The sequence below is a fragment of the Vogesella oryzae genome (genome assembly GCF_902829295.1).
In the GTDB taxonomy this organism is placed as follows: Bacteria; Pseudomonadota; Gammaproteobacteria; order Burkholderiales; family Chromobacteriaceae; genus Vogesella; species Vogesella oryzae.
The window spans coordinates 1-25514 of the sequence record NZ_CADEPL010000003.1 but is presented as its reverse complement, the minus strand read 5'-3'; the positions used below and the strand labels follow the sequence as shown (position 1 = coordinate 25514).

General features: G+C 65.9%; 29 protein-coding genes and 1 pseudogene. 13 read left to right on the top strand and 17 right to left on the bottom strand.

Annotation, left to right across the window (positions count from 1 at the left end):
• Positions 1–96: 96 nt before the first annotated feature.
• Both HU218_RS01460 and HU218_RS01455 read right to left on the bottom strand, forming a co-directional pair.
• On the bottom strand, positions 97–987 hold the full coding sequence (locus HU218_RS01460) for a DMT family transporter (protein ID WP_174873150.1): 891 nt from the start codon (positions 985–987) through the stop codon (positions 97–99).
• 2 nt (positions 988–989) lie between these two features.
• Positions 990–1505, bottom strand: a complete 516-nt coding sequence (locus tag HU218_RS01455; protein ID WP_174873149.1) for a MarR family winged helix-turn-helix transcriptional regulator — start codon at positions 1503–1505, stop codon at positions 990–992.
• An 80-nt stretch (positions 1506–1585) separates the two neighbouring features.
• On the opposite strand from HU218_RS01455, the gene HU218_RS01450 reads away from it, so the two are divergent.
• On the top strand, positions 1586–2464 hold the full coding sequence (locus tag HU218_RS01450; RefSeq protein ID WP_174873148.1) for an EamA family transporter: 879 nt from the start codon (positions 1586–1588) through the stop codon (positions 2462–2464).
• Positions 2465–2494: 30 nt separating this feature from the next.
• Here the strand turns inward: HU218_RS01450 and HU218_RS01445 are convergent, their stop codons facing one another.
• From HU218_RS01445 to rarD, 5 genes are all read right to left on the bottom strand, one after another.
• A complete protein-coding gene (locus HU218_RS01445) occupies positions 2495–2899 on the bottom strand; it encodes a GFA family protein (RefSeq protein ID WP_174873147.1) in 405 nt (134 codons plus the stop codon).
• The gene (locus HU218_RS01440) at positions 2892–3548 is read right to left on the bottom strand and encodes an alanyl-tRNA editing protein (protein ID WP_174873146.1); all 657 of its coding nucleotides are present in this window, start codon (positions 3546–3548) and stop codon (positions 2892–2894) included. Before HU218_RS01440 ends, HU218_RS01445 begins: the two co-directional genes overlap by 8 nt.
• A complete protein-coding gene (locus HU218_RS01435) occupies positions 3545–3994 on the bottom strand; it encodes a GNAT family N-acetyltransferase (protein ID WP_174873145.1) in 450 nt (149 codons plus the stop codon). Before HU218_RS01435 ends, HU218_RS01440 begins: the two co-directional genes overlap by 4 nt.
• Positions 3995–4093: 99 nt before the next feature.
• Positions 4094–4297, bottom strand: coding sequence for a hypothetical protein (locus tag HU218_RS01430; RefSeq protein WP_174873144.1), 204 nt, complete (start codon positions 4295–4297; stop codon positions 4094–4096).
• Positions 4298–4502: 205 nt separating this feature from the next.
• The gene (gene rarD / locus HU218_RS01425) at positions 4503–5411 is read right to left on the bottom strand and encodes an EamA family transporter RarD (protein ID WP_174873143.1); all 909 of its coding nucleotides are present in this window, start codon (positions 5409–5411) and stop codon (positions 4503–4505) included.
• Between the two features lie 331 nt (positions 5412–5742).
• Between rarD and HU218_RS01420 the strand changes: the two genes are divergently transcribed.
• The 3 genes from HU218_RS01420 (at position 5743) to HU218_RS01410 (ending at position 10326) form a co-directional block, all read left to right on the top strand.
• A complete protein-coding gene (locus HU218_RS01420; protein WP_174873142.1) occupies positions 5743–9237 on the top strand; it encodes an indolepyruvate ferredoxin oxidoreductase family protein in 3495 nt (1164 codons plus the stop codon).
• 167 nt (positions 9238–9404) lie between these two features.
• On the top strand, positions 9405–9845 hold the full coding sequence (locus tag HU218_RS01415; RefSeq protein WP_174873141.1) for a DUF488 domain-containing protein: 441 nt from the start codon (positions 9405–9407) through the stop codon (positions 9843–9845).
• Between the two features lie 34 nt (positions 9846–9879).
• Entirely contained in the window at positions 9880–10326 is a 447-nt protein-coding gene (locus HU218_RS01410; protein WP_174873140.1) for a MarR family winged helix-turn-helix transcriptional regulator, read from the top strand.
• A 39-nt stretch (positions 10327–10365) separates the two neighbouring features.
• On the opposite strand, the gene HU218_RS01405 is transcribed toward HU218_RS01410, so the two are convergent.
• The gene (locus HU218_RS01405) at positions 10366–10593 is read right to left on the bottom strand and encodes a hypothetical protein (RefSeq protein ID WP_174873139.1); all 228 of its coding nucleotides are present in this window, start codon (positions 10591–10593) and stop codon (positions 10366–10368) included.
• 205 nt (positions 10594–10798) lie between these two features.
• On the opposite strand from HU218_RS01405, the gene HU218_RS01400 reads away from it, so the two are divergent.
• On the top strand, positions 10799–11362 hold the full coding sequence (locus HU218_RS01400) for a YIP1 family protein (protein WP_174873138.1): 564 nt from the start codon (positions 10799–10801) through the stop codon (positions 11360–11362).
• 133 nt (positions 11363–11495) lie between these two features.
• Here the strand turns inward: HU218_RS01400 and HU218_RS01395 are convergent, their stop codons facing one another.
• Entirely contained in the window at positions 11496–12545 is a 1050-nt protein-coding gene (locus HU218_RS01395; protein ID WP_174873137.1) for an ABC transporter substrate-binding protein, read from the bottom strand.
• A gap of 223 nt (positions 12546–12768) precedes the next feature.
• Between HU218_RS01395 and HU218_RS01390 the strand changes: the two genes are divergently transcribed.
• The gene (locus HU218_RS01390) at positions 12769–13437 is read left to right on the top strand and encodes a response regulator (RefSeq protein WP_174873136.1); all 669 of its coding nucleotides are present in this window, start codon (positions 12769–12771) and stop codon (positions 13435–13437) included.
• Positions 13434–13901 (top strand): annotated as a pseudogene (locus tag HU218_RS17160) (sensor histidine kinase N-terminal domain-containing protein); the annotation flags it as partial. The gene HU218_RS01390 and the pseudogene HU218_RS17160, both read left to right, overlap by 4 nt.
• 27 nt (positions 13902–13928) lie before the next feature.
• On the opposite strand, the gene HU218_RS17155 reads toward HU218_RS17160, so the two are convergent.
• Both HU218_RS17155 and HU218_RS01380 read right to left on the bottom strand, forming a co-directional pair.
• On the bottom strand, positions 13929–14507 hold the full coding sequence (locus tag HU218_RS17155) for a GAF domain-containing protein (RefSeq protein ID WP_425509240.1): 579 nt from the start codon (positions 14505–14507) through the stop codon (positions 13929–13931).
• Positions 14508–14815: 308 nt separating this feature from the next.
• Positions 14816–15823: a class I SAM-dependent rRNA methyltransferase gene (locus HU218_RS01380; RefSeq protein ID WP_174873134.1), complete on the bottom strand. Its 1008-nt coding sequence runs from the start codon at positions 15821–15823 to the stop codon at positions 14816–14818.
• A 152-nt stretch (positions 15824–15975) separates the two neighbouring features.
• On the opposite strand from HU218_RS01380, the gene HU218_RS01375 reads away from it, so the two are divergent.
• Positions 15976–16851: an HD domain-containing phosphohydrolase gene (locus HU218_RS01375; RefSeq protein ID WP_174873133.1), complete on the top strand. Its 876-nt coding sequence runs from the start codon at positions 15976–15978 to the stop codon at positions 16849–16851.
• A 23-nt stretch (positions 16852–16874) separates the two neighbouring features.
• Here the strand turns inward: HU218_RS01375 and HU218_RS01370 are convergent, their stop codons facing one another.
• Positions 16875–17225: a DUF1304 domain-containing protein gene (locus tag HU218_RS01370; RefSeq protein WP_174873132.1), complete on the bottom strand. Its 351-nt coding sequence runs from the start codon at positions 17223–17225 to the stop codon at positions 16875–16877.
• 18 nt (positions 17226–17243) lie between these two features.
• Positions 17244–17696 carry an acyl-CoA thioesterase gene (locus HU218_RS01365; RefSeq protein WP_174873131.1) on the bottom strand — a complete coding sequence of 151 codons (453 nt, stop codon included), beginning with the start codon at positions 17694–17696 and terminating at the stop codon, positions 17244–17246.
• A 66-nt stretch (positions 17697–17762) separates the two neighbouring features.
• On the opposite strand from HU218_RS01365, the gene HU218_RS01360 reads away from it, so the two are divergent.
• On the top strand, positions 17763–18353 hold the full coding sequence (locus HU218_RS01360; RefSeq protein ID WP_174873130.1) for a TetR/AcrR family transcriptional regulator: 591 nt from the start codon (positions 17763–17765) through the stop codon (positions 18351–18353).
• On the opposite strand, the gene HU218_RS01355 is transcribed toward HU218_RS01360, so the two are convergent.
• A complete protein-coding gene (locus HU218_RS01355) occupies positions 18338–19063 on the bottom strand; it encodes a substrate-binding periplasmic protein (RefSeq protein ID WP_174873129.1) in 726 nt (241 codons plus the stop codon). The two genes, HU218_RS01360 and HU218_RS01355, sit on opposite strands and share 16 nt — an antisense overlap.
• Before the next feature lie 73 nt (positions 19064–19136).
• Positions 19137–19688 carry a YaeQ family protein gene (locus tag HU218_RS01350; RefSeq protein ID WP_174873128.1) on the bottom strand — a complete coding sequence of 184 codons (552 nt, stop codon included), beginning with the start codon at positions 19686–19688 and terminating at the stop codon, positions 19137–19139.
• Between the two features lie 162 nt (positions 19689–19850).
• On the opposite strand from HU218_RS01350, the gene HU218_RS01345 reads away from it, so the two are divergent.
• The gene (locus HU218_RS01345) at positions 19851–20666 is read left to right on the top strand and encodes a substrate-binding periplasmic protein (protein WP_217450677.1); all 816 of its coding nucleotides are present in this window, start codon (positions 19851–19853) and stop codon (positions 20664–20666) included.
• Here the strand turns inward: HU218_RS01345 and HU218_RS01340 are convergent.
• Positions 20643–21257, bottom strand: coding sequence for an FMN-binding negative transcriptional regulator (locus tag HU218_RS01340; protein WP_174873127.1), 615 nt, complete (start codon positions 21255–21257; stop codon positions 20643–20645). The genes HU218_RS01345 and HU218_RS01340 overlap by 24 nt on opposite strands.
• A 160-nt stretch (positions 21258–21417) precedes the next feature.
• Positions 21418–22608: a 4-hydroxybenzoate 3-monooxygenase gene (gene pobA, locus HU218_RS01335; protein WP_246210691.1), complete on the bottom strand. Its 1191-nt coding sequence runs from the start codon at positions 22606–22608 to the stop codon at positions 21418–21420.
• Between the two features lie 138 nt (positions 22609–22746).
• Here pobA and HU218_RS01330 point away from each other — a divergent pair, with 138 nt between their 5' ends.
• The 3 genes from HU218_RS01330 to HU218_RS01320 form a co-directional block, all read left to right on the top strand.
• Positions 22747–23613 (top strand): helix-turn-helix domain-containing protein, encoded by an 867-nt coding sequence (locus HU218_RS01330; RefSeq protein WP_174873126.1) that lies wholly within the window; start codon positions 22747–22749, stop codon positions 23611–23613.
• 91 nt (positions 23614–23704) lie between these two features.
• Positions 23705–24490 (top strand): substrate-binding periplasmic protein, encoded by a 786-nt coding sequence (locus HU218_RS01325; RefSeq protein ID WP_174873125.1) that lies wholly within the window; start codon positions 23705–23707, stop codon positions 24488–24490.
• Positions 24491–24547: 57 nt separating this feature from the next.
• Positions 24548–25514, top strand: a 967-nt coding sequence (locus HU218_RS01320) for an aminotransferase-like domain-containing protein (protein ID WP_174873124.1), incomplete at its 3' end; no start/stop codon positions are given.

Below are 25514 nucleotides of genomic sequence, written 5' to 3'. Positions count from 1 at the left end.
GGCGACACAATGCCGCCGGTTTGGCAGTCGCTAAAAAACGTGCGGCCAACCCGGCCAACCTGGTCCGGGTTGGCCGCAAGTATGTGAAGCCGGGTCTTAGCGCAGCACGATCAGCATGCTGCCGGCCACGCTGGCGGCGGCGCCCAGCCAGGCCAGCGCCGGCGGACGCTGGCCCATCACTGCCCACAGCATCGGCAGGATCAGCACCGGCGTCATCGCCGACAGCATGCCGACGCTGGCGACATTGCCGCCTTTCAGTGCCAGCATCACCAGTGTCATGCCTACGCCCTGGCCCACCAGACCGTTGAGCACGGTCTGGCCGAACAGTCGCGGTTGCAGCGGGCTTTGCAGCCGTGCGTGGCGATTGCCGCTGAACCACAGCAGCCAGTGCGCCGCGCAGCTGATGGCGATGCGCAGACCGTTGGCCGCAATCGGGTCAATGCCGGCGGCCATCACCGGTTTGGCCAGCAAGGTGCCCAGTGCCTGGCACAGCGCCGCGCCCAAGGCCAGCGCCACGCCTGCCTTGAGGCCGTGGCTGTGCTCCCAGTGATGCTGCGGGTTGTCGCGGCGACCGAAGGCGATGGCGGCCAACACGCCGGCAAATACCAGCACGCTGCCGGCCGCCGCCGCCAGACTGAGGGTTTCGCTGAGCAGCATCACCCCGAGACACACCGAGAACACCGAATGGGTAGCGAACAGCAGGCCGGTGCGGCGCGGGCCGATGAGGTTCATGGCGGCGAACATCAGTGTGTCGCCGAGAAAAATGCCGGTGAGGCCGGAGGCGGCCAACAGTGCCAGCTGGCTGCTGCTCAGGCCTTGCCAGCCGCCGCTGGCCAGCGCGATGCTGCCCAGCAGCAGGGTAAGCAGGCTGAGGCGGATGCGGGTGAAGCCGAAGGAGCCCAGCTGCCGCGACGGGGTGGCTCCGATGATGGAGCTGAGTGCCCAGCAGCCGGCGGCGCCCAATGCCGCCAGATCGTAGAACAGCATGCTCAGTCTCCCGGGGTTTCCAGTATCGCCAGCAAGCGAATCAGGCTTTGCTCCAGTTGTGCGCGTTCTGCCGCTGCCAGCGGCGCCAGGATGGCGTGTTCGTTGGCAACGTGCGCGGCCACGGCCTCGTCGATCAACGCCAGACCGGCGGGGCTGAGTTGCACCAGCTGGCTACGGGCATCGTCCGGGTTGGGCTGGCGGCTGATCAGACCGCGGCCTTCCAGCTGTTGCAGTTGGCGGGTCATGGTGCCGGAGGTGATCATCAGCGTGCGGAACAAGGTGGTCGGCGCCAGGCAGTGGGGGCTGCCGGCGCGACGCAGGGTAGCCAGTACGTCGAACTCCCAGCTGCTGAGGTCGAAACGGGAAAAGGTTTCGTCCAGCCGGCCGCGCAGCAGCGCGGTGCAGCGCCCCAGCCGGCCGATGATGCCCATCGGGCTGGCATCCAGATCCGGCCGTTCGCGCTGCCATTGCTGCAGGATGGCGGCGACAGCGTCGCCGGAGGTATCTGTGCGTTGCATGCGGCTTCCTTGCTATTTGTCTTGAATTCAAGATTGTTTTGCGGTAGCGTAAATTATATCTTGAATTCAAGGTAATTGAGATGACTACCAGCTCCCGCTTCTGGCGCGATGTCGCCGTGACCGCCCTCGCACCTGCCATCTGGGGTTCCACCTACATTGTTACCACCGAACTGCTGCCACCGGAGCGGCCGTTCACCGCCGCACTGCTGCGCGTGTTGCCGGCTGGCCTGTTGCTGCTGGCGTGGAGCCGGCGGCGACCGCAAGCGGGTGAATGGTGGCGGTTGTGGCTGCTATCGGCGCTGAACATCGGCGTGTTCCAGGCGCTGCTGTTCGTGGCGGCCTATCGCTTGCCCGGCGGTATTGCTGCCGTGGTCGGTGCCTGCCAGCCGCTGCTGGTGATGGCGCTGCTGTGGCTGCTTGAGCAGCAAGCCCCGCGTCGGCTGGCGCTGCTGGCTGCCGGCGGAGGCATGGCAGGCATGGCACTGTTGCTGCTATCGCCGGCGGCCCACTGGGATGCTCTCGGCGTGTTAGCCGCACTGGGTGGTGCGGCCTGTATGGCCTGTGGGACGTATCTTACCCGTCGCTGGGGCAGCAGCTTGCCGGTGCTGGCGTTGACCGGCTGGCAGTTGTTGCTGGGCGGTGTGTTACTGGCGCCGCTGGCCTGGCAGCTGGACCCGCCACTCCCGTTACTGGCCCCCCGGCAGTGGCTGGGTTATGGCTATTTGTCGCTGGCCGGCGCGCTGCTGGCTTATGCGTTGTGGTTCCGCGGCGTGGCGCGGCTACCGGCGGTGGCGGTGTCGTCGCTGGGGCTGCTCAGCCCGCTGTGTGCGGTGTTGCTGGGCTGGCTGTTGCTGGGGCAGTCGCTGCGCGGCTGGGCATTGGGCGGGCTGTTGCTGGTGTTGGGCAGTGTGCTGGCGGTGCAATGGAGTAGCCAGCAGCCGGTGCCGCGTCGAGGATGAGCTTGAGCACCGGCCACTGGCGGTTTGTGCCTAGGCTTGCCATTCGGCAAAGCTCGGCACGCCATCATGTGCCAGCCAGGCCACATCATGACTACACCAGATATGTGCGGCAGGTCGTTGTGGCGGAGCCTCGTCCAGGGTGGCGACGCGCAGGATCACATGCGACTGGGCTGGCCGCTCCGCCAGCAGCTGGCTGCCGCAAACGCGGCAGAAGTGGCGTAGTTTGCCAGTGGACGATTCATAGCTGCTGAGCAGCTGCTGCCCCTGCAGCCAGCGGAAATGCTGGCGCAGCACGCCGGCGGTGCTGGCATAGGCGGCGGCATGCGCCTTGCGGCAGGTGTGGCAGTGGCAATGCTGGATCGGCAGATCCAGCCGGTCCACCTGATAGCGCACGCCGCCACACAGGCAGCTGCCGTGCAAGTGGTGTTCAGTCATGCGCCGTCTCCGCCAGCAGGGTAATTTCCACCCGCTCCTTGCCGCGGCCAACGTTCTTGCGTTTCAGCGCGATGCGGCCAACCTCGCCGGTGCGCTGCAGGTGGGTGCCGCCGCAGGGTACGCGGCAGTAGCCGGGTACTTCCCAATAGCGGCGCTCGTTGGCCGCATCGGAAAACGCGCTGATGATGGCGGAATCGGCGTCGATCAGCGCCTGCACTTTGGCAGTAATGGCGGCCAGCTGCGAGGTGATCGGCTGCGGCAGTGCAAAGTCGATACGCGCCTTGTGTTCGCCGATGTGGGCGCCGATTTTCTGTACGCCGTCAAAGTCGCGGTAGATGGTTTCCAGCGCCAGTTCGGCGGCGAAGTGCAGCCGCATCAGCCGGTAACGGCGTGGCCAGTCGATGCGTACCGCGACGGCATCTCCGGCATGCAGGCCGTGGCCAGCGGGCAGGGTGTAGACGATGTCGCGGCCTTGCTTTTCCGCTTGCTGCACCGGCAGGCCGGCGATGCTGCCGCGGTCGCTCTCCTGGCCGCCGCTTTCGGCGTAGAAGATGGTGGCTTGCAGCGTGACGCGGTTGCCATCCACCGTGGCGATGCGGGTGGCGAGTTCAGTCTGGTACGGGTCGTCCCAGAAAACCTTGTGCGTCATGCCTGGCCCCGCTCTGCGGCCAACCTTTGGTACACGTCCGGGTCCCGCTTTTCCATGATCCACTCCGGCGCGCTCAGTGCGGTAAAACCATATTGCGCGTACAGGCCGTGGGCATCGGCGGTGGCCAGCATGAAGCGGCGCAGGGTTTGCAGTTGCGGGTGCTGCTGGATGTAGGTCATCAGCGCCTTGCCCGCGCCCTGGCCGCGCACGCTGTCCAGTACGAACACGTCGCCGAGATAGGCGAAGGTGGCGAAATCGCTGATCACGCGTGCAAACGCCACCTGCTGGCCGTGCTGGTCGTAGCCGCCGATGCACAGTGCGCCGTCCAGCGAGCGCTCGAAGATGTCGCGCGGCAGGCCACGCGCCCAGTAGGATTCCTCGCTCAGGTAGCGGTACACCATGTCGCGGTCCAGCCGCTGCTTGTCGGTATCGAATTCGATGGCCATGTCTGACTCCCTTGCAGCCGCTAACGCTACTGCTGGTTGGTCATGGCGACAAGCGCCGGCGGCAGAACAGTGTGTGTGCCGCCGCCGAGGTTTGCGGTATCAGGCTCTGGCGGCAAGTTTCAGCCACAGCCAGCGCAGTGGCGATGACGTTGGCGCGGCGGTTTTGCCGGCGGCTGGTGCCGGCTGATCCAGTGCGGCGCCCTGCAGCAATTGCTGCCGCAGGTACTGGTATTCGCTGGCGGGCATTTCATCCGGCAGGATGTCCCTGAGCAGATGTTCTGATGGTGGTGGGTGGAATGGCATGACAGGCTCCGGCGACAAGGTTTTGTTTATAAAAATTATTTTTCACCATTTTAGCGATTGTCATATTTGATGTAAATGTCATTAATGTTTCGGCATGTCGCTACCGCGGAAACAAAAACGGCCAACCCGTTGCCAGGTTGGCCGCATCTTGTGCGTGCTGAACGCTTGCCGGCGCTGTGCTGTCACAGCTAAAGCAGGGCTGTAGTCATGCCTGCTGCAATTGGCGTTCTTTCCAGTAGCTCAACAGACCGTGGCCGGAGTACAGCGCCAGCGCCAGCCAGATCAGCGCAAAACCGACCGCGTGCGCCTGGTCGAAGGGTTCGCCGTACAACCACACGCCCAGCGCCAGCACGATGGAAGGCGCCAGGTACTGGATCAGGCCGACGGTGGCCAGCTTCAGGCGGCGTGCGCCGCTGGCGAACATCAGCAACGGCACGGCAGTCACCACGCCGGCACCCAGCAACAGCGCATCCTTGCCGAGCTCCTGGTGGCCGAAAGCGCCGCTGCCCTGCCACTGGAACCACAGCAGCATGCCCAGCGCCAGCGGTGTCAGCAGGTAGGTTTCCAGCGCCAGCCCTTCCAGTGATGGCAGCGGCGCTTTCTTGCGCAGCAGGCCGTAGCAGCCGAAGGTACCGGCCAGGCTCAGCGCGATCCACGGCAGCGTGCCGGAATGAAGCGTGATCCAGCCGACCCCGATGGCGGCCAGCGCCACCGCGGCAGTCTGCGGCCGGGTGAGCCGCTCGGCGAGGAACACCCGTCCCAGCAGCACGTTGACCAGCGGATTGATGAAGTAGCCGAGGCTGCTCTCCACCACGTGGCCGGCATTCACTGCCCAGATGTAGATCAGCCAGTTGCCGGACAGCAGCAGCGACGACAGCGCGAAGATGGCGACGCGGCGCGGTTCGCGCAGCGCCTGGCCCAGCCACGCCCAATTGCGCTGCCACAGCAGGATGAAGGTAACGAACAGTGCCGACCACACCACGCGGTGGCACATGATCTGCAGTGCAGGCACCTGGTGCAGCGGCTTCCAGTACAGCGGAAACAGCCCCCAGATAAAGAAGGCGCCGATGGTGTACAGCACACCGCGGCTGGTTTCGTGATGGGTGTTCGACATGATAGTGACCAACGTTGGCCGCAGCGGCTTGTGGCCGGGCGGCAGGAATAGAGCCTGCACTGTAACCATCTGCCTTGCCGCGCTCAATTGCTGTACCGGAAACGCACTGTTCAGGTCGCATTTGCTGCAATGGCACATTTGCCGCAGTCCATTCGGTAGAGACCGCAAAAAACGACAAACACTTTGACGTTTACGTTTACGTCAATTAATGTCCGCAGCAGCCGACGCACAGACGTCCAGCCACCTATAAAGACAGAGAGCATGCCAGATCGGGACCGCTCACAAGGCTCACCCGACCCGTTGCCACAAGCAAAAACATGGAGGAGAAACCATGTCGATTCGCCACGTCGAACTGGAAGACAAGTACACCGCCCCCACCGGCCAAGTGTTGCTCAATGGTATTCAGGCGCTGGTGCGCCTGCCGATGATGCAGCAGGAGCGCGACCGCGCCGCCGGCCTCAATACCGCCGGCTACGTTACCGGCTACCGCGGCTCGCCGCTGGGCAACGTCGACCAGAACATGCAGAAGGCCGAAAAGTACCTGACCGCGCACAATGTGGTGTTCCACCCGGGCCTCAACGAAGACCTGGCCGCCACCGCGGTATGGGGCACCCAGCAGGTGAACATGTTCGATGGCGCCAAGTACGACGGCGTGTACGCCATGTGGTACGGCAAGGGGCCGGGGGTCGACCGCTCCGGCGACGTGATCAAGCACGGCAACGTAGCCGGTACCAGCAAGAACGGCGGTGTGCTGCTGATCTGCGGCGACGACCATGCCGCCAAGTCTTCCACCTTCCCGCACCAGTCCGACCACATCCTGGCTGCCAGCATGATCCCGGTGCTGTCGCCGTCCGGGGTGCAGGAAGTGATCGACTTCGGTCTGCACGGCTGGGCGATGAGCCGCTATTCCGGTTGCTGGGTGTCGATCAAGGCGATTACCGACACCATCGAAAGCTCGGCAGTGGTCGATATCAGCCCGGAACGCGTCAACTGCGTGATTCCGGACGACTTCCCGCTGCCGGAAGACGGGCTGTCCATCCGCTGGCCGGATACCCCGCTGGCGCAGGAAAAACGCGTGCTGCACCACCGCCTGTATGCGGCGCTGGCCTATGCGCGCGTCAACAAGCTCAACCATATCACCCTGGATTCGCCCAAGGCGCGCCTGGGCATCATCACCTGCGGCAAGAGCTACCTCGACGTAATGCAGGCGCTGGACGACCTCGGCATCGACGAGGCGTTGGCCGCGGACATCGGCCTGCGCATTTTCAAGGTGGGCATGGTGTGGCCGCTGGAGCCGGAAGGCGTGCGCCACTTTGCCGAAGGGCTGGACGAGATCCTGGTGGTGGAAGAAAAGCGCCAGATCATCGAGTACCAGCTGAAGGAACAGCTGTACAACTGGCGCGACGACGTACGGCCGCGCGTGGTGGGCAAGTTCGCCGAGAAAGGCGAATGGGCGCTGCCGCACGGCGACTGGCTGCTGCCGGCGGCCGGCGAGCTGACCCCGGCGATGATCGCCCGCGCCATCGCCAAACGGCTGGCCAATATCTACGACAGCCCGGTGATCCACGACCGGCTGAAGTTCTACGAAGAAAAAGAAGCGCAGCTGGTGCAGCCGCGCGAAGCTATCGCGCGTATTCCGCATTACTGCTCCGGCTGCCCGCACAACACCAGCACCAAGGTGCCGGAAGGCAGCCGCGCGGTGGCCGGCATCGGCTGCCACTACATGGCGCACTGGATCGAGGGCGACAGCACCAAGACCTTTACCCAGATGGGCGGCGAAGGCATTACCTGGCTGGGCCAGGCGCCGTTCACCACCACCAAGCACATTTTCACCAACCTCGGTGACGGCACCTACTTCCACTCCGGCCTGCTGGCCATCCGCGCCGCGGTAGCAGGCAAGGTCAACATCACCTACAAGATCCTGTACAACGACGCAGTGGCGATGACCGGCGGCCAACATGTGGACGGTTATCTGGATGTGCCGATGATTACCCGTCAGGTGCATGCCGAAGGCGTCAGCCGCATCGTGATCACCAGCGATGATCCGGATAAGTACCGTACCGCGCATGGCCTGAAAGACAATCTGGCGCCGGGGGTGGAAGTGTTCCATCGCCGCGAGCTGGACCGCGTGCAGCGCGAACTGCGCGAGATCGAAGGCGTCACCATCCTGATCCATGACCAGACCTGTGCCGCCGAGAAACGCCGCCGTCGCAAGCGCAAGGAATATCCGGATCCGGATCGCCGCGTCTTCATCAACGAGCGTGTGTGCGAAGGCTGTGGCGACTGCAGCAAGAAATCCGGCTGCCTGTCGGTACTACCGGTGGAAACCGCGCTCGGCCGCAAGCGCAAGATCGACCAGAGCAGCTGCAACAAGGACTTCAGCTGCGTGGAAGGCTTCTGCCCGAGCTTCGTGTCGGTTGCCGGCGCCAAGCTGAAAAAAGGCAGCAACGGCAAGGCCAGCCTGGACAGCATGGGCGAACTGCCGATGCCGCAGCTGCCGTCGTCACACGAGCCGTACGGCATCATGGTCACCGGCATCGGCGGTACCGGTGTGGTGACCATCGGCCAGGTGCTGGGCATGGCCGCCCACCTCGACAACAAAGGGGTGACGGTGCTGGATATGGCTGGCCTCGCGCAAAAAGGCGGCTCGGTGTGGTCGCACGTGCGCATCGCCGACACGCAGGACAAGCTGCACGCGGTACGCATTGCCGCCGGCGACGCCAACCTGGTGCTGGGCTGCGACCTGGTGGTGACCGCCGCCGAGGAAGCGATGGCCAAGATGCGCGACGGCTTCAGCCATGCGGTGGTGAACAGCTACGAATCGCCGACCAGCGCCTTCCTGAAGAATCCGGACGTGCGCTTCCCGGCCAAGGCCATGAAGGACGCCATCATCGAATCGGTGGGTGCGGCCAACTTTGCCGAGGTCAACGCCACCCGTATCGCCACCAGCCTGCTGGGCGATGGCATTGCGGCCAACATGTTCATGCTGGGTTTTGCCTGGCAGCGCGGGCTGGTGCCGGTATCGCTGGAAGCGATCATGCACGCCATCGAGTTGAATGGCGCGGCGGTGAAATTCAACCAGGACGCGTTTGCCTGGGGCCGTCATGCCGCCCATGACCAGGCCAAGGTGGAAGCGCTGGTAGCGCCGTCCGCCGTGGTGCAGTTCGTTCCACGTGAAACGGTGGAAGGCGTACTGCATCACCGCAGCAAGGAGCTGGTGGCCTATCAGGACGAGAAACTGGCCGCTCGCTACAAGGCACTCGTGGAGCGCGTGAAGCAGGCCGAGGAGCAGGTGAATCCGGCCAGCAGCGTGCTGACGCTGGCGGTGGCGAAAAACTACTACCACCTGCTGGCCTACAAGGACGAGTACGAAGTGGCACGGCTGTACAGCGATGGCGAATTCCAGCGCGAGCTGGCGGCGCAGTTCGACGGCGATCTCAAGCTCACCTTCCACTTCGGTGCCAGCTGGATGACCGGCCATCAGCCGCGCAAGATCAACCTCGGCCCGTGGGCACTGAAGGCGATGGGCATCATCGCCCGCTTCAAGGGCCTGCGCGGCAGCGCGCTGGATCCGTTCGGCTGGCAGGCCGACCGCAAGCTGGAGCGCGCGCTGATCGTCGAGTTCGAGCAGCTGGTGGACGAGCTGATCGGCAAGCTGCAGCTGGGCAACCTGGCAACCGCCACCGAGATGGTCAAGCAGTACGAAGGGGTTCGCGGCTTCGGCCACGTCAAGGATGCCGGCCTGAAGCAGGCCCGCTTGAAACTGGCCGAGCTGCGCAAAGGGTTCGAAGCGTCGCCGTCTGCCCGCAAGGGGGCGGCAGCGTAACGGACAATGTTTCGAGGGTGTTGAGCGGGCCGCAAGGCCCGCTTTTTTTATGGCTGGCGTTAACTGGGCAGAAAGTGTTCTGGATCAATGCCGGGGTAAATATATCGTTCTACGATACATTAATGCTGCGGCAATCGCCGGCGGCCAGACCTCGCAAGGAGCACATCATGACGCCAAGCATTCGTCTGCTGGCGGCTGCCGATTACCGCCAGCGCGCCGACAATGTTTTTCTGGTGACCGCCAGCTGGCCGGTCGGCCTGCCACGGCGCAGCATCACCCGCGCCCACTGGTTGCCGCGGCTGGCGCCGGCGGCGGGGCTGATGAGCTGGCTGCAGCGCGATGCCGGGCGCTGGGACTGCTTCTGCGACAGCTACTGGGCGGATCTGGCGGCCAACCCGGCACGCTGGCAGCCGCTGCTGCAGGCGGCGCTGCAATACGGCGAGCTGGTGTTGCTGCACGATACCTCGGCGGACGACCCCAATCCGGCGCAGGCGCTGGCCGAGTTTCTCGCCGCACGGTTGGCCGCCGTGCAATGGCAGGCGGCTGGCGACACACTGGCGTCGCCGGTGTGCTACGCCGCTCAAGTCGAGCAGCATGGTGAAGTGTGATACGGTGGCGCTTGTTTGCCCACGCCACCGTGCCATGACCCAACCTGCCCCGCTCAGCAAGGACGATTACCAGCGGCTTGCCGATTTCCGCTACCGCCTGCGGCGCTTTCTGCGTTTCAGTGAAGATCTGGCGTTGCAGCACGGGCTGACACCGCAGCAGTACCAGGTGCTGCTGCAGCTGCGCGGCTATCCGGGGCGCGACTGGGCGACGGTGGCCGAGCTGGCGGAACGGTTGCAGACCCAGCACCACAGCGTGGTCGGTCTGGTGTCGCGTTGCGAGGCGCTTGGGCTGGTGCAGCGCACGCCGGGCCGCGACGACAAGCGCTGTGTGGAAGTGAGCCTGCTGCCGCGCGGCGAGCAGCTGGTGGAAGAAATGGCGCGCGCGCATCGTGACGAACTGCTGGCGCTGCGCCAGCTGGGCGGCTTCGCCTCGCTGGAAATCCTGTTGCAGGCCACGCCGGACGGCGATCCGGCGATATGACTGGCTGCGGCCAACGTTGGCCGCCAGGCTGGCGGCGGCTCAGCCCGGAAACAGACTCAGGCGGCGGGCATCGTCCACCGCCTTTTCCATATTGTGGCTCTCGTCCTGCCATACCCACACCTTGTGCAGCGGATCGAACGCTTCCACCAGCCACAGGCCGCCCTTGTTGTCCTGTGCCACCAGCCGCGCACGCGTCGGGCGCTGGTAATTGAATATCACCGCTTCACTGGTGTGGGCGGGTTTGGGTTTGGCAAAGCAGGCGAGCATGGTGATCTCCGGCGCAAGGTATTGCGCGTTACTTTGCAAAAGCCGTGCCCGGATTCGGCAGCGCCCGGCGGGGCTGGCGGCCAGAAGCTGGTGCAGGCGTGCCTCGTGGCGAGGCAGCGCGCACCTGGCTGGCGCACCGGCTTGTATTTGTATCGTGCTGCGATATAAATAAAGTGTCACCCGCCCTTTGCCTGGGAGTACCGCCATGACCCCGCTTACCCCGTTCCGAATGTTGCTGTCGTCCCACCACGGCTGGGACGAACTGGCCGGCCGCCACCCCGATCTGATGCACAGCTTCATGCGCGTGGTGCTGCCGGCCTCCACGCTGTGCGCCGCGATGCTGCTGTATGCCGGCCATATCAATGGCCACGTCTACTCGCCGGCGCTGTCGCTGCCGGGCTGGGACATGATGGTGCTGCTGTTCTGGCTGGCCTGCTGGGGCAGCGTGCACCTGATGGCCGCGTTTATCCGCAAGGCGGTGCATGCCGCCGCCCGCCCGCCATATGCCGATTGCTACCGGCTGGCCGGCCTCACCGCGCTGCCGATCTGGCTGTCGTCGCTGGGGCTGCTGCTGCCGTGGCCGCTGTTCAATGCCGCGGTTGGCGTGCTGGGGTTGGTGGCTTCGGCGTTGCTGCTGTATCACGGGCTGGATGCGCTGTTCGAGCACGATGATTCGGTGCGGACCGAATCGCTGGCCTACACCGTGTTCAGCGTCGGCGCGCTGGTGTGGAGCCTGCTGGTGGCGCTGATTCTGCTGCCATTGCTGTAGCGCGGCAGGCACGGCACAGGGGGCTGCGGCCCCCTTTGTCATGGCGACTGCCGGCGGCTGGGAGCTACAACACTGCGGCTAACGGGAGCACACACGGTGGCCCGCGCCGCCGCGACAAGGTTGGCCGCAACCCTCACGGTTGCGCTGCGGCCGGCAATTGCTCGCGCCAGCGTTTCAGGAACAGGCTGCGCTTGGCGGCGTCCAGATACACCAGCAGGCCGCTACCGACCTGGATCGGCCGCAGTCTGGCGGCCTGTTGTGTCAGATCGATATTGCCAAACCAGCGCGGCAGGTCATCGCGGATCGGCGGCAGGCCGCTGGCTTTGGCCAGGACCTGCTGCCCGTCGCGCGACAGCACAAAATCCATCCACAACTGCGCCGCCGCCGGATGCTGTGCCCGTTTGTGGATCAGCTGCAGGCGGCTGACCACCAGCGTGTAATCCTGCGGTAGCAACCAGCCCACCTCAGGATGCTGGCGGGCAAAGCTCAACGCATACGGCCCCAGCACGTTATAGGCGATATCGGCCTCGCCGCGCTGCAGGCGCTTGAGCAGGGTCAGGCTGTTGCCTTCCTGGTAGCGGATGCTGCGTCCCAGCACCGTCGCCAGATCCCAGAACTCCGGGTTGTGCCGTGAATCCTGGCTGAAGAAAAAATAGCCGGCACCGGAGCTTTCCACGTCGTAGCTGGCTACCCGCCAGGTGCCGGCCCGCAGCACGCGGCGCAGTGCGGTGTGGCTGTCCGGCATGTTGTCATCGGCGATGCGCTGGCGGTTGTAGGCCAGCACGATAGGCTCGAAGGTGGTGCCGTAGACTTCGTCACGCCACGATGCCCAGCCGGGCAGCGCCAGTTTTTGCGGCGAGCTGTAGCGCTGTGCCAGTCCCAGGTTGACCAGCTTGATCTGCAGGTCCATCGCCGAGCTCCACAGCACATCACCATGCTGGGTAGCGGTGAAGGCGCGGCGATAAATATCGGCGCCGGACAGATCGCGGTACTCCACCTGCAGGTAGGGATAACGCTGGCGAAACGCCGCCAGTAGCGGTGTTACCTGCTCGCGGTCGGTGGTGGAGTCCACCACCAGCCGCTGCTCGCGGCGCGCGGTTTCTTCCTGCGTGCTGCGCGGCACGACACCGGCCAGCGCCGGGCTGGCTGCCAGCAGTAATAGCACCAGGTGCAAGCGCTTCATGCGGGTTTCCTTCTGTGTCACGCCAGTCTGGCCAGACCGGCTTTCATTGCGCTGTCGATAGCGGATTATCGCGTTGCTGCGTGCAACAATGTCGCCGTGCCATGGTGCCGGCTGCGGCAGCCATTGGCACGGGTGATACGATAAAAGAACACACGGCTTCCCGCAGCACAGGCTGCCGCGGGCAGGCGCACAACATGACAGGCAAAAACAAGAGAGCGAGAGCATGAGACTGTTGCTGGTGGAAGACAATCCGGATATCGCGCTGTGGCTGCAAAAGGCCTTGTCCGCCTCCGGCCATGCGGTGGATGTCGCCGCCGACGGCGTGCAGGCAGACCAACTGCTGGGCTACGAGCCGTATTCGCTGGTGATCCTCGACATCGGCCTGCCGCGCATGGACGGTTTCGAGGTGCTCAAGCGCCTGCGCCGGCGCGGCAACAAGGTGCCGGTGCTGGTGCTGACCGCGCAGACCGGGGTGGATGCGCGGGTACATGGCCTCGATCTGGGCGCCGACGACTACCTCGGCAAGCCGTTCGAGCTGGCCGAGCTGGAAGCGCGGGTGCGCGCGCTGCTGCGCCGTTCGCAGGGCAAGGAAGACGGCGCGCTGCAGTGTGGCGAGTTGCGCTTCGAGCCGGACAGCAAACGCTACAGCGTGCGCGGCCAACCTTTGGCGCTGACCCCGCGCGAGATGGCGGTGCTGGAAGTACTGCTCTACCGCCAGGGCAAGCCGGTGAGCAAGGACACCCTGGCCGAGCAGATCGTGCGGCTGGATCAGGAGCTGAGTGCGGAAGCGATGGAAATCTATGTGCATCGTCTGCGCAAGAAGCTGGCCGACAGCGGCGTGGTGATCCTCACCCTGCGCGGGCTGGGTTATATGCTGGACGTGGCCAAATGAAGTGCTCGCTGCGCCGCGAGCTGGTGCAATGGGTGGTGCTGCCGCTGCTGCCGCTGGCCGCCGCCACGGCCTGGCTGGCACAGGACAACGCGCGCGATGCGGCCAACGCCGCCTTCGACCGCACCTTGCAGGCCTCGGCGCGCAGCATTGCCGAGCGCATCACGCTGCAGGATGGCGAACTGGTGGTCGATCTGCCGGTGGCGGCGCTGGAGATGTTCGACCCGCACTTCCAGGACCGCGTGTTCTACCGCATCGGATTTGCCGGCGGCTCCACCATTACCGGCGATGCCGAGCTGCCGCTGCCGGCGCAGTTGCCTGCCGCCGGCGAGCTGCGTTTCTACGATGCCCATTTCAGCGGCGAAGCCATCCGCAGCGTAGTCTTGGCGCAGCCTCTGCACTATGGCGGCGGCCAACGGCTGCTGCTGGTGCAGGTCAGCGAAACCACCCTCTCCCGCCAGGCGCTGGCGCGGCAGCTGTTCCGCGAACTGCTGCTACAGCAGTGGCTGATCGGCGCGGTGGCGGCACTGCTGGTGGCGGTCGGCATCAACCGCGCCTTGCGGCCGCTGCAGCGCGTGCGTGCCATCCTGCGCGCTGGTCAGCGTCAACCAGGCGCAGGCCGGCTCCATATTGCGGTCCAGCAGAAAGCCGGCCTGCGCCTGGTTGACGCTGACCAGCCGCTCGCATTGCTGGCTGATGGCGTGGTTGGCCATGCGCTGGCGCAGCAGCACGCACACGGTATCGGCCAGCAGCTGCAGCTGGTGTTGCTCGTGGGCGCCGAATTGCCGTGGCTGGCTATCGTTGAGACACAGGGTGCCAATGACATGGTTGTCATCCAGCAGCAGCGGCGCGCCGGCGTAGAAGCGCATGCCGAGGCTGGTGACCAGCGGATTGTCGGCAAAGCGGGCATCCTGCCGGGTATCCTCCACCACCAGCATGTTGCCGTCGGCCACCACGTGGCCGCACAGCGATAACTCGCGCGGCGTTTCGGTCAGTGCCATGCCGTGGCGCGCCTTGAACCATTGCCGGTCGTGATCGACCAGACTCAGCAGCGCGGTAGGGGTGCCGAACATCGCCGCCGCCAGGCTGACGATACGGTCCAGTTCCGGTTCTGCCGGCGTGTCCAGCAGGGCGGTGCGGTGTAGCAGGGCGAGTCTGGCCTTCTCGCCGGCAGGCGTGGCTGGAGCTTGCATGGGTTTTCTCCGGGTACCAGTCTCAGTGTAGGAAACCCTTCGCCAATCATGAAGTTGTCTGTAACGCCAGCAGCAGCGCTCGCCGGCAGCGCAGGCATGCCGCGGCCATGAAAAATGCCGTCCACCCGCGAGGGTGAACGGCATGCTTGCCTGCCGGCGCTTGCGGCCAACCTGGTTGGCCGCAGGTCTTACACGTGCAGCAGCACCATCTTCAGCGGCGGCTGACCGTCGAAGCTGGGGAAGTCGTCTTCCGGGGTGATCCATTCCGCGTCGTGTACCGGGCGGCCGGCTTTCTCGGCGCTGCGCTTGAGCTGTGCCAGCCAGGCATCGCGGTCCACCTGTGCCACGTTGTTGCAGCAGATCAGCACGCCGCCGGGCGCGGTGGCCAGCAGTGCCGGCTTGAACAGCGCCGGGTAGTCGTTGATCAGGTCCACCACGCCGAACGGGCTCTTGGCGTAGCGCGGCGGGTCGAGGAATACCACGTCGAACTGGCGGGCTTCCAGCTCCGGGAACGGCGGCATTTTCTTGCCGCGTACCATCTTCGGCTGGCCGATGCCGGACAGCTGGCGCAGCGCGGCAAAGCAGTCGCTCTGCACGCAGCGCGGGCGGGTGGCCAGTGCGTTGAGCTTGGCATTGGCGCGCGCCACCTGCAGGCTGGATTCGGCAAAGTCCACGTTCATCACGAAGCTGGCGTCGGCCTTGGCCGCGGCAACGCCCACGCCGCCGGTGTAGGCGAACAGGTTGAGCACGCTCTTGCCCTCGGCCAGCTGCATCACGCGGCGGCGGCCGGCGCGCAGGTCGAGGAACAGCCACGGGTCCTGGCCCTGATGGCGCGCCTGGAAGTGGTAGTTCACCCCCATCTCGCTGATGGTGCGCGGCAGCTGCGCCTGTTCCAGCTCTTCCGGCGGCAGCGGGTTGCCGATGCGCGAGTTGGCGCCGCTGCGATCGTTGTACACCGGGTGCAGTCCCAGCGGCGCGTAATGCGCCAGGATGGCGGCGTGCTCGTCGTCGCTCAGCGGGTGGTGGAAGGTCTGCATCAGCAGCACATCGCCGTAACGGTCGATGGTCAGGCCGGGACGGCCTTCGGCACTGCCGTGGAACAGACGGTAGGCGGTGGTTTTTTCTTCCGCCAGGCGGGCAAGCAGTTCGGCGCGATGGCTATCGGCGGCCTGCAGCAGTTCGGTCAGGTTGGACATGGCTTCTTTCCGGAAAAAAGGGCGGCCGGTAGCACACGCTCCGGCCGGATGGCGGCATTGTACGCGTTTGCCCGCCGCCCTGCCGGCTATGCTGTAAGAATCCGTCACCCGGTGCGACGGATACGCATTGCGGCCAACCTGTGGAGAAGCGGATGAACTACGCGGCAGAATTGCTCAAATCGTTGTACACCATGGCGATGGTGGTGGAGGCGCGCGACGCCTACACCGGCGGCCATCTGTGGCGGGTATCGCAGTTTTCCCGCCAGCTGGCGCAGGCCATGCACCTGCCCTCGGAAGAGGTGGCGCGCATCGAGCTGGGCGGTTTCCTGCACGATCTGGGCAAGGTCGGGGTGCCGGACGCGATCCTCAACAAACGCGAGCGGCTCAGCGACGAGGAATACGACATCATCAAGACCCATCCGCGGGTGGGCGCCGACCTGCTGGCCGGCCACCCGCTGTCCAGCCTGGCGTACGAGGCGGTGTTCATGCACCACGAAACGCCGGATGGCCGCGGCTACCCGCAGGGGCTGGCCGGCGACGCCATTCCGCAGGCGGCACGCATCGTCGGGGTGTGCGATGCCTTCGATGCCATGACCAGCAGCCGCCCCTACCGCGCCGGCATGCCGCCGGAGCGCGCGCTGCAGATCATCGAGGACCACCTCGGCAGCCAGTTCGATGTCACCGCCGGCCGCGCCTTGCTGGCGCTGGGCAAGGGCGGGCGGCTGGCGCACATCATCGGCCACAGCGAGGCCGGCATTCCGCTGCAACACTGCACGATGTGCGGCCCGATCATCGCGGTGCCGCGCCGCAGCGGCGACGGTGCCACGGTGTACTGCCCCAACTGTGCCAGCGGCTACCGCGTGGCGCGCCGCGGGCGCGAGCTGAGTCTGACCCCGTCCGGCAGCCGCGATACGGTGGCGGCGCGGCAACCGGTGCCGGACGCCGAGCTGATCGACGAGCTGGTAGAGGCGGTATACCGCGCGCTGCCGGCGCCGCGCCGTGGCTGGCTGCCGCGGCTGTGGCGCTGATGCGGCCAACGTTGGCCGCAGGGTTACCGCGCCAGTAACAGTAGCGCGATGGCGGCCGGTAGCGCCTGCACGTACAGGATCTTGCGGCTGGCGGTCAGCGCGCCGAACACGCCGGCGAGCAGCACGCAGCCGAGAAAGAACGGGGCGATGCCGGCCGGGCTGCCCGGCAGCAGGCTCCACAGCAGCCCGGCGGCGAGAAAGCCGTTGTACAGCCCCTGGTTGGCCGCCAGCACCTTGCTGTCGGCGGCGAACTGCTCGCTCAGGCCGAAGGCGCGGCGCCCGGCCGGCCGCGTCCACAGCAGCATTTCCAGCACCAGGATGTAAACGTGGATCAACGCGACCACGGCGATGGCGATCATGGTGGCAACAGTCATGGCAGGGCTCCGGCGGGTTTACTTGTAAGTCGGCTGCGGCAGCGCGACGAAATCGGCGCTGTGCGCCAGTTCGGCCAGCAGCGACTGCAGCGCGGCCGGTGGCGGAATCAGCTTGCGTGCCGCCAGGTCCATCCACGCGCCGGTGACTTCGTGGATTGCCGCCAGCTGGCCATCCGGCTTGTACAGCTCGTGGCGGAAAGTCCAGCGGCCATTGTCCGGGCTGGCAGCGGCCAGGCTCAGGCGGATGGTGATACGCTCGCCGAGGTGGATTTCGCGGCGATACTCGGTGCTCTCGCGGAACAGCACCGGACCGAAGGCCAGCGCCTTGAACTGCTGCGGGCCGAAACCGGCCGCCTGCAGCCATTCGATGCGGCTGTGCGCGCACAGGTCGGCATAGGCGCTGTGGCGCAGGTGCTGGTTGGCGTCGATATCCGCCCAGCGGATTTCTACTTCCTTGTCGAACACGGTCATGATCGGGGGCTTTCAAAAAAGAACGATCGTGCTATTTTGCAGTAAATGGCAGTCAAGGCAACAACAATGAGCAAAAAGGCAGTGACGCGGGAGGCAATCCTGCAACAGGCGGTGGCATTGGCCAGCAGCAACGGCATTGCCGCGCTCACCATCGGCGAGCTGGCCAGTGCCAGCGGCATGTCCAAGAGCGGGCTGTTTGCCCACTTCGGCAGCAAGGAAGCGTTGCAACTGGCGGTGGTGGAGGCGGCGCAGGCGCAGTTTGTCGCCGAAACGCTGCAGCCGGTGCTGTCACTGCCGCGCGGACTGGCGCGGCTGACGGCGCTGTTCGATGGCTGGGTCGGCCGGCTGGCAGGCGGGCGCTATCCCGGCGGCTGCCCGCTGCTGGCGGCGTGTTACGAATTCGACGATCAGCCGGGGGTGGGGCGCGACGCGCTGATCGCCGGCCAGGCCCGGCTGCGCGACACCTTGCAGCGCATGCTGCAGGATGCCGCCGACAATGGCGAACTGCCGCCCGGCAGCGATCCGGCCTTGCTGGCCTTCATGCTGTTCGGTCTGGTGCAGAGTGCGCATCACGATCGCCAGCTGCTGGGCCGCAGCGATGGCGAGCAAATGGCGCGGCGCGGTTTTGCGCTGTTGCTGGCTCAGGGCAGGGTCTGACGCTGGCGCGCCAGCTGCAGCGGCTGTTCCGCCTGCGCCACGATGCGGCGGATCTCGCCGTGGCGCTGCATCGTCTGCAGCACGCGGGTGATCCGGGGCAGCAGCGCGGCGTGCCGCTGGTGCAGATAGTGGTACAGCGTGATGTGCAGCAGCGGTGGCTGGATCAGGCGCAGCGGGCCGGCGGACAGGCGCTCGACTTCCGGCCAGACGTACTGGCTTAGCAGGGCAACCTGGCAGCGGCCGGCGAGCAGCATCACCAGCATGTGCGACTCGCTGTTGCTGGTAAAGCGGTTCAGGTCCTGGGTGTAATCGTCGGTGGGCTTGATGCCGCGCCGGACGCATACCCGATAGGGCGCCAGGCTGGCGCTGCCGCTGAGCGGAAACGCCAGCCCGCGGGTAACGGCGGATATTTCCAGCTGCATGATCGGCACCGGCACCCGCAGCAGCTGCGGGTTGTCGACCTCGATGTCGCTATAGCGCGCCACGTCGCCATCGGTTTCGCCACGGTTGGCCGCGGCCAGCGCCCGTATTGCCGGCAGATGAACCAGTTCCAGCTTGATGCCCAGCTGTGCATAGGCACGCTGCAGCACGGCGGCGGCGGTATCGCCGACCGGTTCCTGATTGATGGTGGACAGCCGCAACAACGGCGCCGCAGTGGCCAGCACAGGCTGGGTCAGCAGCAGCACCAGCAGGGCAAGCAGACGGCGCATGTTCGGGTTCGCAGTGGCTGGTTGATGTGTCTATAGCAGCCGAACCCGGCGGACTCAATGCCGCCGCGCAGGCTTAGCGCTCGCCGCTGCCGTACAGCCGCTGCGGGGTGACGGTGACACTGCCCTGCTCGCTGCTGAACCACAGCGCGCCGTCCTGCACCGTGGCGGTGAGCTGCATATTGCGCTGGCACAGCGTGGCCAGTTCGGCCAGCGTTTCCGGCGGCACGCTCATGATGTTGAGGTGGTCGAAGCGGCTGGCCTTGCCGGCCATGCCTTCCCACCAGATGTCGGCGGCACGGCCGCCGTAGCTGTAGATCCATACCGCTTCGGCGCGGCCGCAGATCTGGCGCAGGCGCTTCTCGTCCGGCTCGCCCAGTTCGATCCACTGCTCCACCTCGTCGCCGTAATTCTTGCGCCACAGATCCGGCTCGTCGTCGGCGCTGATGCCCTTGCTGAACTGCAGCCGCTCGTCGGCATGCAGCGCGAACACCGCGAGGCGCAGCATCATGCGTTCGATGGTTTCCGACGGGTGCTGCGCCAGCGTCAGGTTGTGGCTGGCGTAGTAGCCGCGGTCCATGTCGGAGATGGCGAGATCGGCTTTGTAGATGGTGGCTTTGAGTGCCATGGCGGGCTTTCGCGGGGGAAGGTTGCGGTCAGGGTCGGCAGTGTACCGCTTTTGCCCCCGCCGCGCTCATGACGCTAGCCGGTATTGCCTCTTGGCGGCAGCAACTGCTTGCGATAGGCTGCTGATGGCCAAAAAATGGCAGCGCCTGAGATAAATATGACAATGTCGCGCAATTTAATGCTGTTGTTCCTGCTGCTGTGTCCGCTGTCCACGCTGGGCGCCGAGACGCCGCTGCAGGTGCGTTTTTCCAATCCCGCCTATCCGCCGTTCCTTGGCGAGCAGCTGGCGCAGGGCGGCATCATGTCGGCGGTGGTGCGCGAGGTGTTCCGGCGCGGAAATGTCAGCGTCAGCTACAGCTGGTATCCGAACAACCGTGCCCTCCAGCTGGCGCGCAGTGGCGGCAGCGACGGCAGCCTGGGCTGGACGCCGAACGAAGAGCGGCAGCAAGACCTGCTGTTCAGCGAGCAGGTGGTGCCGTTCCGCATGGTGCTGTTCCAGCGCGTCGGCGAGAGCTATCCGTGGCAGACGCTGGCCGATCTGGCTCCCTACCGCATCGGCATTACCGCCGGCAACTTCTACTCCGACGATTTCAGCCGCCTGCAGCAGCAAGGGGTGCTGAAAGTGGACATCGCCGGTGACGACAACAGCAATCTGCGCAAGCTGCTGGTTGGCCGCATCGACTTGTTCCCGATGGAATGGGAGGCCGGGCAGCTGCTGGTGCACAGCCAGCTGCGCTCGGTGCAGGCGCGCAAGCTGGTGCCGCAGGCCCGCGAATACTGGACCACGCCGCTGTGCGTGGCGCTGTCGCGCAAGAACCCGCAGGCGCCCGAGCTGCTGGCCCGTTTCAATCGCGAGCTGCGCAAGATGCGCAGTAGTGGCGAGCTGGCGCGCCTGATCACCAGGACGCGGCAGCAGGTTTACGACCAGCTCGGCATCGGCGAGGCATCCGCCGGGCTAGTGGCGCGCGGCAGCAGCTGACGCCATGCGGGCGGCCAGTTGCTGCTGGCTGCCATCGCCAGCCTGCAGCGCCGCGATCACCGCCGCCACGTCCTGTGGTGCGCGGTTCTGACTGAGTTTCTCCTTCACCTCCCAGTGACTGACCCGCAGGCGGAAGCCGACGATGGCGCGCTGCATCGCCGCCAGTGCCGCCGCGGGCACCGCCGCCGGCGTCCAGCCCTCGCTGCCTTCGAAGTGCGCGGCCAACTGTGCCAGCAGTGCGGACAGCTCGGCGCCGCTGAGCGCCTCGGCCTGGCCGTGGGCATGCGCCACGCGGTAGTTCCAGGTCGGCACCATGCCTGGCGTCACATACCAGCGCGGCGAGATGTAGTCGTGTTCGCCGTGGAAAATCGCCACGCTCGGCGCCGCCAGCAGCGCGGCGCTGTGGCCGTTGGCGGCGGCGAGGTGACCGAGCAGGCAGTCCGGCTGCTGCGGGTCCGGCAGCAGTACCAGATGGCTGAGCCACGGGCTCTCCGGCTGCTGGGTAATCAGGGTGGCGAACGGAAACTCGGCGGCCAGCCTGCGGCCAACGTTGGCCGCGGCGGTAAAGGACGGGGGCTGGTAGAACGGCATGCATCGCTCCGTGGGGGCTTGGGGATGCCCCGATGCTGCCGCGGTGGTGGCTCCCTGCCCAGTGCCACTTCGGCCGGCATGCGGGGAGCCAATAAAAAAGCCAGCACCTGTCAGGCGCAGGTGCTGGCAAAGAGCAAAACCGGGAGCAGTAATCGCGGTCTTAGTCGATTTCCTCGAACGGCAGGCCGACGTAGTTCTCGGCAATGGTCTTACGCCCGGCGTCCGAGCCGGTGTAGTAGTCATAGTCACTGCGCTGCATGCGCTGGTCGAAGGCATCGGCCTGCGGGAAGTCGTGCAGCAGCGTGGTCATGAACCAGGAGAAGCGCTCGGCCTTCCAGATGCGGCGCAGCGCCAGCTCGGAATATTTCTCCAGCAGATCGGTGCGGCCTTCCTGGTACACCTTCACCAGGATGCGATACAGGTAGCACACGTCGGAGGCGGCCAGGTTCAGACCCTTGGCGCCGGTCGGCGGCACGATGTGGGCGGCGTCGCCGACCAGGAACAGCTTGCCGTACTGCATCGGTTCCACCACGTAGCTGCGCAGCGGGGCGATGCTCTTCTCCAGCGACGGGCCGGTGACCAGCTTGTCGGCTACATCCTGCGGCAGGCGGGTCTTCAGTTCGTCCCAGAAGCGCTGGTCGGACCAGTCTTCCACTTTGTCGGTGAGCGGCACCTGCAGGTAGTAGCGGCTGCGGGTGTGCGAGCGCTGGCTGCACAGCACGAAACCGCGCTCGTGCTGGGCGTAGATCAGCTCGTCGTTGACCGGCGGGGTGTCGGACAGCAGCCCCAGCCAGCCGAACGGGTACACGCGCTCGTAGTGCTTCAGCACTTCGGCCGGGATGCTCTGTCGCGACACGCCGTGGAAACCGTCGCAGCCGGCGATGTAGTCGCAATCCAGGCGCACGGTCTCGCCGTTTTTCTCGAAGGTGATGTACGGTTGCTCGCCCTTCAGCTCGTGCGGCTGCACGTTGGCCGCCTGGTAGATGGTCAGTGCGCCGCTGGCGGCGCGCGCTTCCATCAGGTCGCGGGTGACTTCGGTCTGGCCGTACACCACCACGGTGTCGCCGCCGGTCAGCGCCTTCAGGTCGATGCGGTCGCGCTTGCCGTTGTAGATCAGCTCGATGCCTTCATGCACCAGCCCTTCGCGGTCCATGCGTTCGGCCACGCCGGCCTCGCGCATCATGTTGACCATGCCCTGCTCCAGCACGCCGGCGCGGATGCGGCCCAGCACGTAATCCGGGGTCTGGCGTTCCAGAATGATGTTGTCGATGCCGGCCTTGTGCAGCAGCTGGCCCAGCAGCAGGCCGGACGGCCCGGCGCCGATGATGGCGACCTTGGTACGCATGTTCATGGTGACTCCTGTGTGTGTTCTGTTTTGTAGTCGCGCAATTACCGGCGCGCTGTGACTGTATTTTTCGTGAGTGGCGGCAGACAAAACAGGCAATATCGCGTACAAAAACAGGACTTTTGGAAACTGAAGGAGCGTGGCATGCAGGCAGGGCTGGCCGGGGTGCCGGTATTCAAGCTGTATGGTGAAGGCAACGACTGGCCGACGGTGGATCTGCTGCACTGCGAAACCATTTCCAGCCGCAGCCAGCTGTACGGCTGGGAAATCGAGCGCCATCGCCACAGCGATCTGTGGCAGCTGTTGTATGTGCGGCGCGGGCCGGCCGAGCTGTTTGTCGAGGGGCTGCACACCCGCGTGGCGCAACCGGCGATCCAGCTGGTGCCGGCGCTGAGCGTGCACGGCTTCCGCTTCCATGCCGACATCGAGGGCTATGTGCTGACCCTGGCCGCGCCGCTGGTGAGCTGGCTGCAGCAGGAGCTGGGGGTCTGCGCGCCGGTGCTGCAGCAGCCGCACTGCTACCCGGTGGGGCGCGACGGCCATTATCTGGACAGCCTGTTTGCCGCGATCGCCGCCGAATACGCCAACCCGGCGCCGGGGCGCGACGTGCTGCTGCGCTCGCTGGTGTGCGCGCTGCTGGTGTGGCTCAGCCGGCAGCTGCCGCAGGGCGACGGGCCGGCCGAGCGGCCGGATCGCGGCAGCCAGCACCTGCAGCGCTTCGGCGTGCTGCTGGAAAAGCACTATCGCGAGCACTGGGCGGTGAGCCGCTACGCGCACCAGCTGGGGGTGTCCACCGCCTACCTCAACGGCGTCTGCCGCCGCCAGACCGGGCACACCGCGCTGCAGCTGCTGCACCAGCGCCTGTTGCTGGAGGCCAAGCGCCTGCTGGTATACACCACGCTGAACGTGAACCAGATCGCCGACCAGCTGGGTTTTACCGAGCCGGCCTACTTCATCCGCTTCTTCAAGCGCCTCACCGGGCAGACGCCGCGCAGCCTGCGCCAGTCGTAGTTGGCCGCAACTGGCCGCTTGCCGCATATCGCCCGTGCCGGTAACGGTTTACGCTACGACTATAAAAAGAAGGGGTAACAAGGGAAGCATTATGTGGCGCAAGCTTTTACTGGGCTGGCTGTGGCTGCTGCCGTGCTGGGCGCTGGCGACCGACGTTCCGCTGAGTGTGCATTTATCCAACCAGGAGTATTTGCCGTTGCTGGGCGAGAAGCTGCGCTACGGCGGCATCATGTCGCGGCTGGTGACCGAGGTATTCCGCCGTGGCAACGTCAAGGTGCGCTACAGCTGGTACCCGAACAACCGCGCCATCCAGCTGGCGCGCAACGGCGACGTGGATGGCAGTATCGGCTGGACGCCGAACGAGGATCGCCAGCGCGATCTGCTGTTTAGCGATGAAGTGCTGCCGTTCCGCATGGTGCTGTTCCAGCGCCGCGGCGAGAACTACCCGTGGCAGACGCTGGCCGACCTGTCCGGCCAGCGCTTCGGCATCACCGCCGGCAATTTCTACTCCGACACCTTCACCCAGTTGCAGGAAAAAGGCGTGCTGCACGTGGACGTGGCCGGCGACGACGTCAGCAACCTGCGCAAGCTGGCCGCCGGCCGCATCGACCTGTTTCCGATGGAAAGCGAGGCCGGCATGCTGACCACCCGGCTCAACCTGTTGCCGGAGCAGGCCGCGCGCATCGTGCCGCAGGATCGCGCCTACTGGAGCACGCCGCTGTGTGTCGCCATCTCGCGCAAGAACCCGCACGCCGCCGAGCTGGTGGCGCGCTTCAACCGCGAGCTGAAGAAAATGCGCGACAGCGGCGAATTCGCCGCCATGCAGGCGAGCACGCGGCAGGATGTCTATGCCGCGCTGGAGCGGCCGCAACGCTGATTCGCCGGCCCAGGCGTGCACACGGCATAATCGCCGTTTTCGGGTGAAAGACGGCATGTGAGCAAATACGGCCAACTGGTGCAGGGCATCATCAGCGCGATCGAACGCGGCGACTATCGCCGTGGCGACGCGCTGCCTTCGCTGCGACAGCTGATGCAGCAGCATGCCGTCAGCCTCAATACCGCCCGTCGCGCCTATTACGAACTGGAACGGCTGGGGTATGCCGAGGCGCAGCCGCGGCGCGGCTATGTGGTGGCCGCCGATGCCGGCACCGCCGGCGACCAGCTGATCGCGCCGCTGGGCGCGCCGTTCCCCCATCCCGCCTTGTACGACACCCGCGCGCTGAGCCATGCCTTTGTCGGCGCCATGCGCCACTACCACGAGGCGCTGGCCGAGCCGGCACTGGCCGGGCTGCCGGCGCTGCGCCGCCAGCTGGCGCGCCAGGCCGCCGCCGAAGGCTGGGAGCTGCACGCCGACGAAGTGCTGATCACCTGCGGCGGCATGGAGGCGCTGTCGCTGGCGATTGCCGCCGTCACCCACGGCGTGGTGCGGCCAACCCTGGCAGTGCTGCTGCCGGCGTTTCCCGGCCTGCTCGGCTGGCTGGCCGAACACGGCGTCGCATTGCTGCCCTTGTTGCCGGCGGCGGACGGCACGCTGGATACCGCGCCGCTGGCGGCCGCGCTGGCGCGTGGCGAGGTGCAGGGCATCGCGCTGATGACCGCCTTCGCCCATCCGCACGGCCGCTGCCTGCCGGAAGCGGTCCGCCAGCAGTTGCTGGCGCTGGCCGCACAGTACGATGTGGCGGTGATCGAAGACGATGCCTACCGCCAGCTGGGATTTGCCGAGCCGATGCCGCAGCCGCTGCGCGCGGCGGACTCCACTGGCCGCGTGCTGTTGTGCGGTACCTTTTCCAAATCGCTGGCGCCGGGCTACCGCGTCGGCTGGCTGCTGCCCGGACGCTATGCCGCGCTGGCACGGCGGCTGAAGCTGGCGCAGACGTTGGCCAGCCCGCTCCCCAACCAGC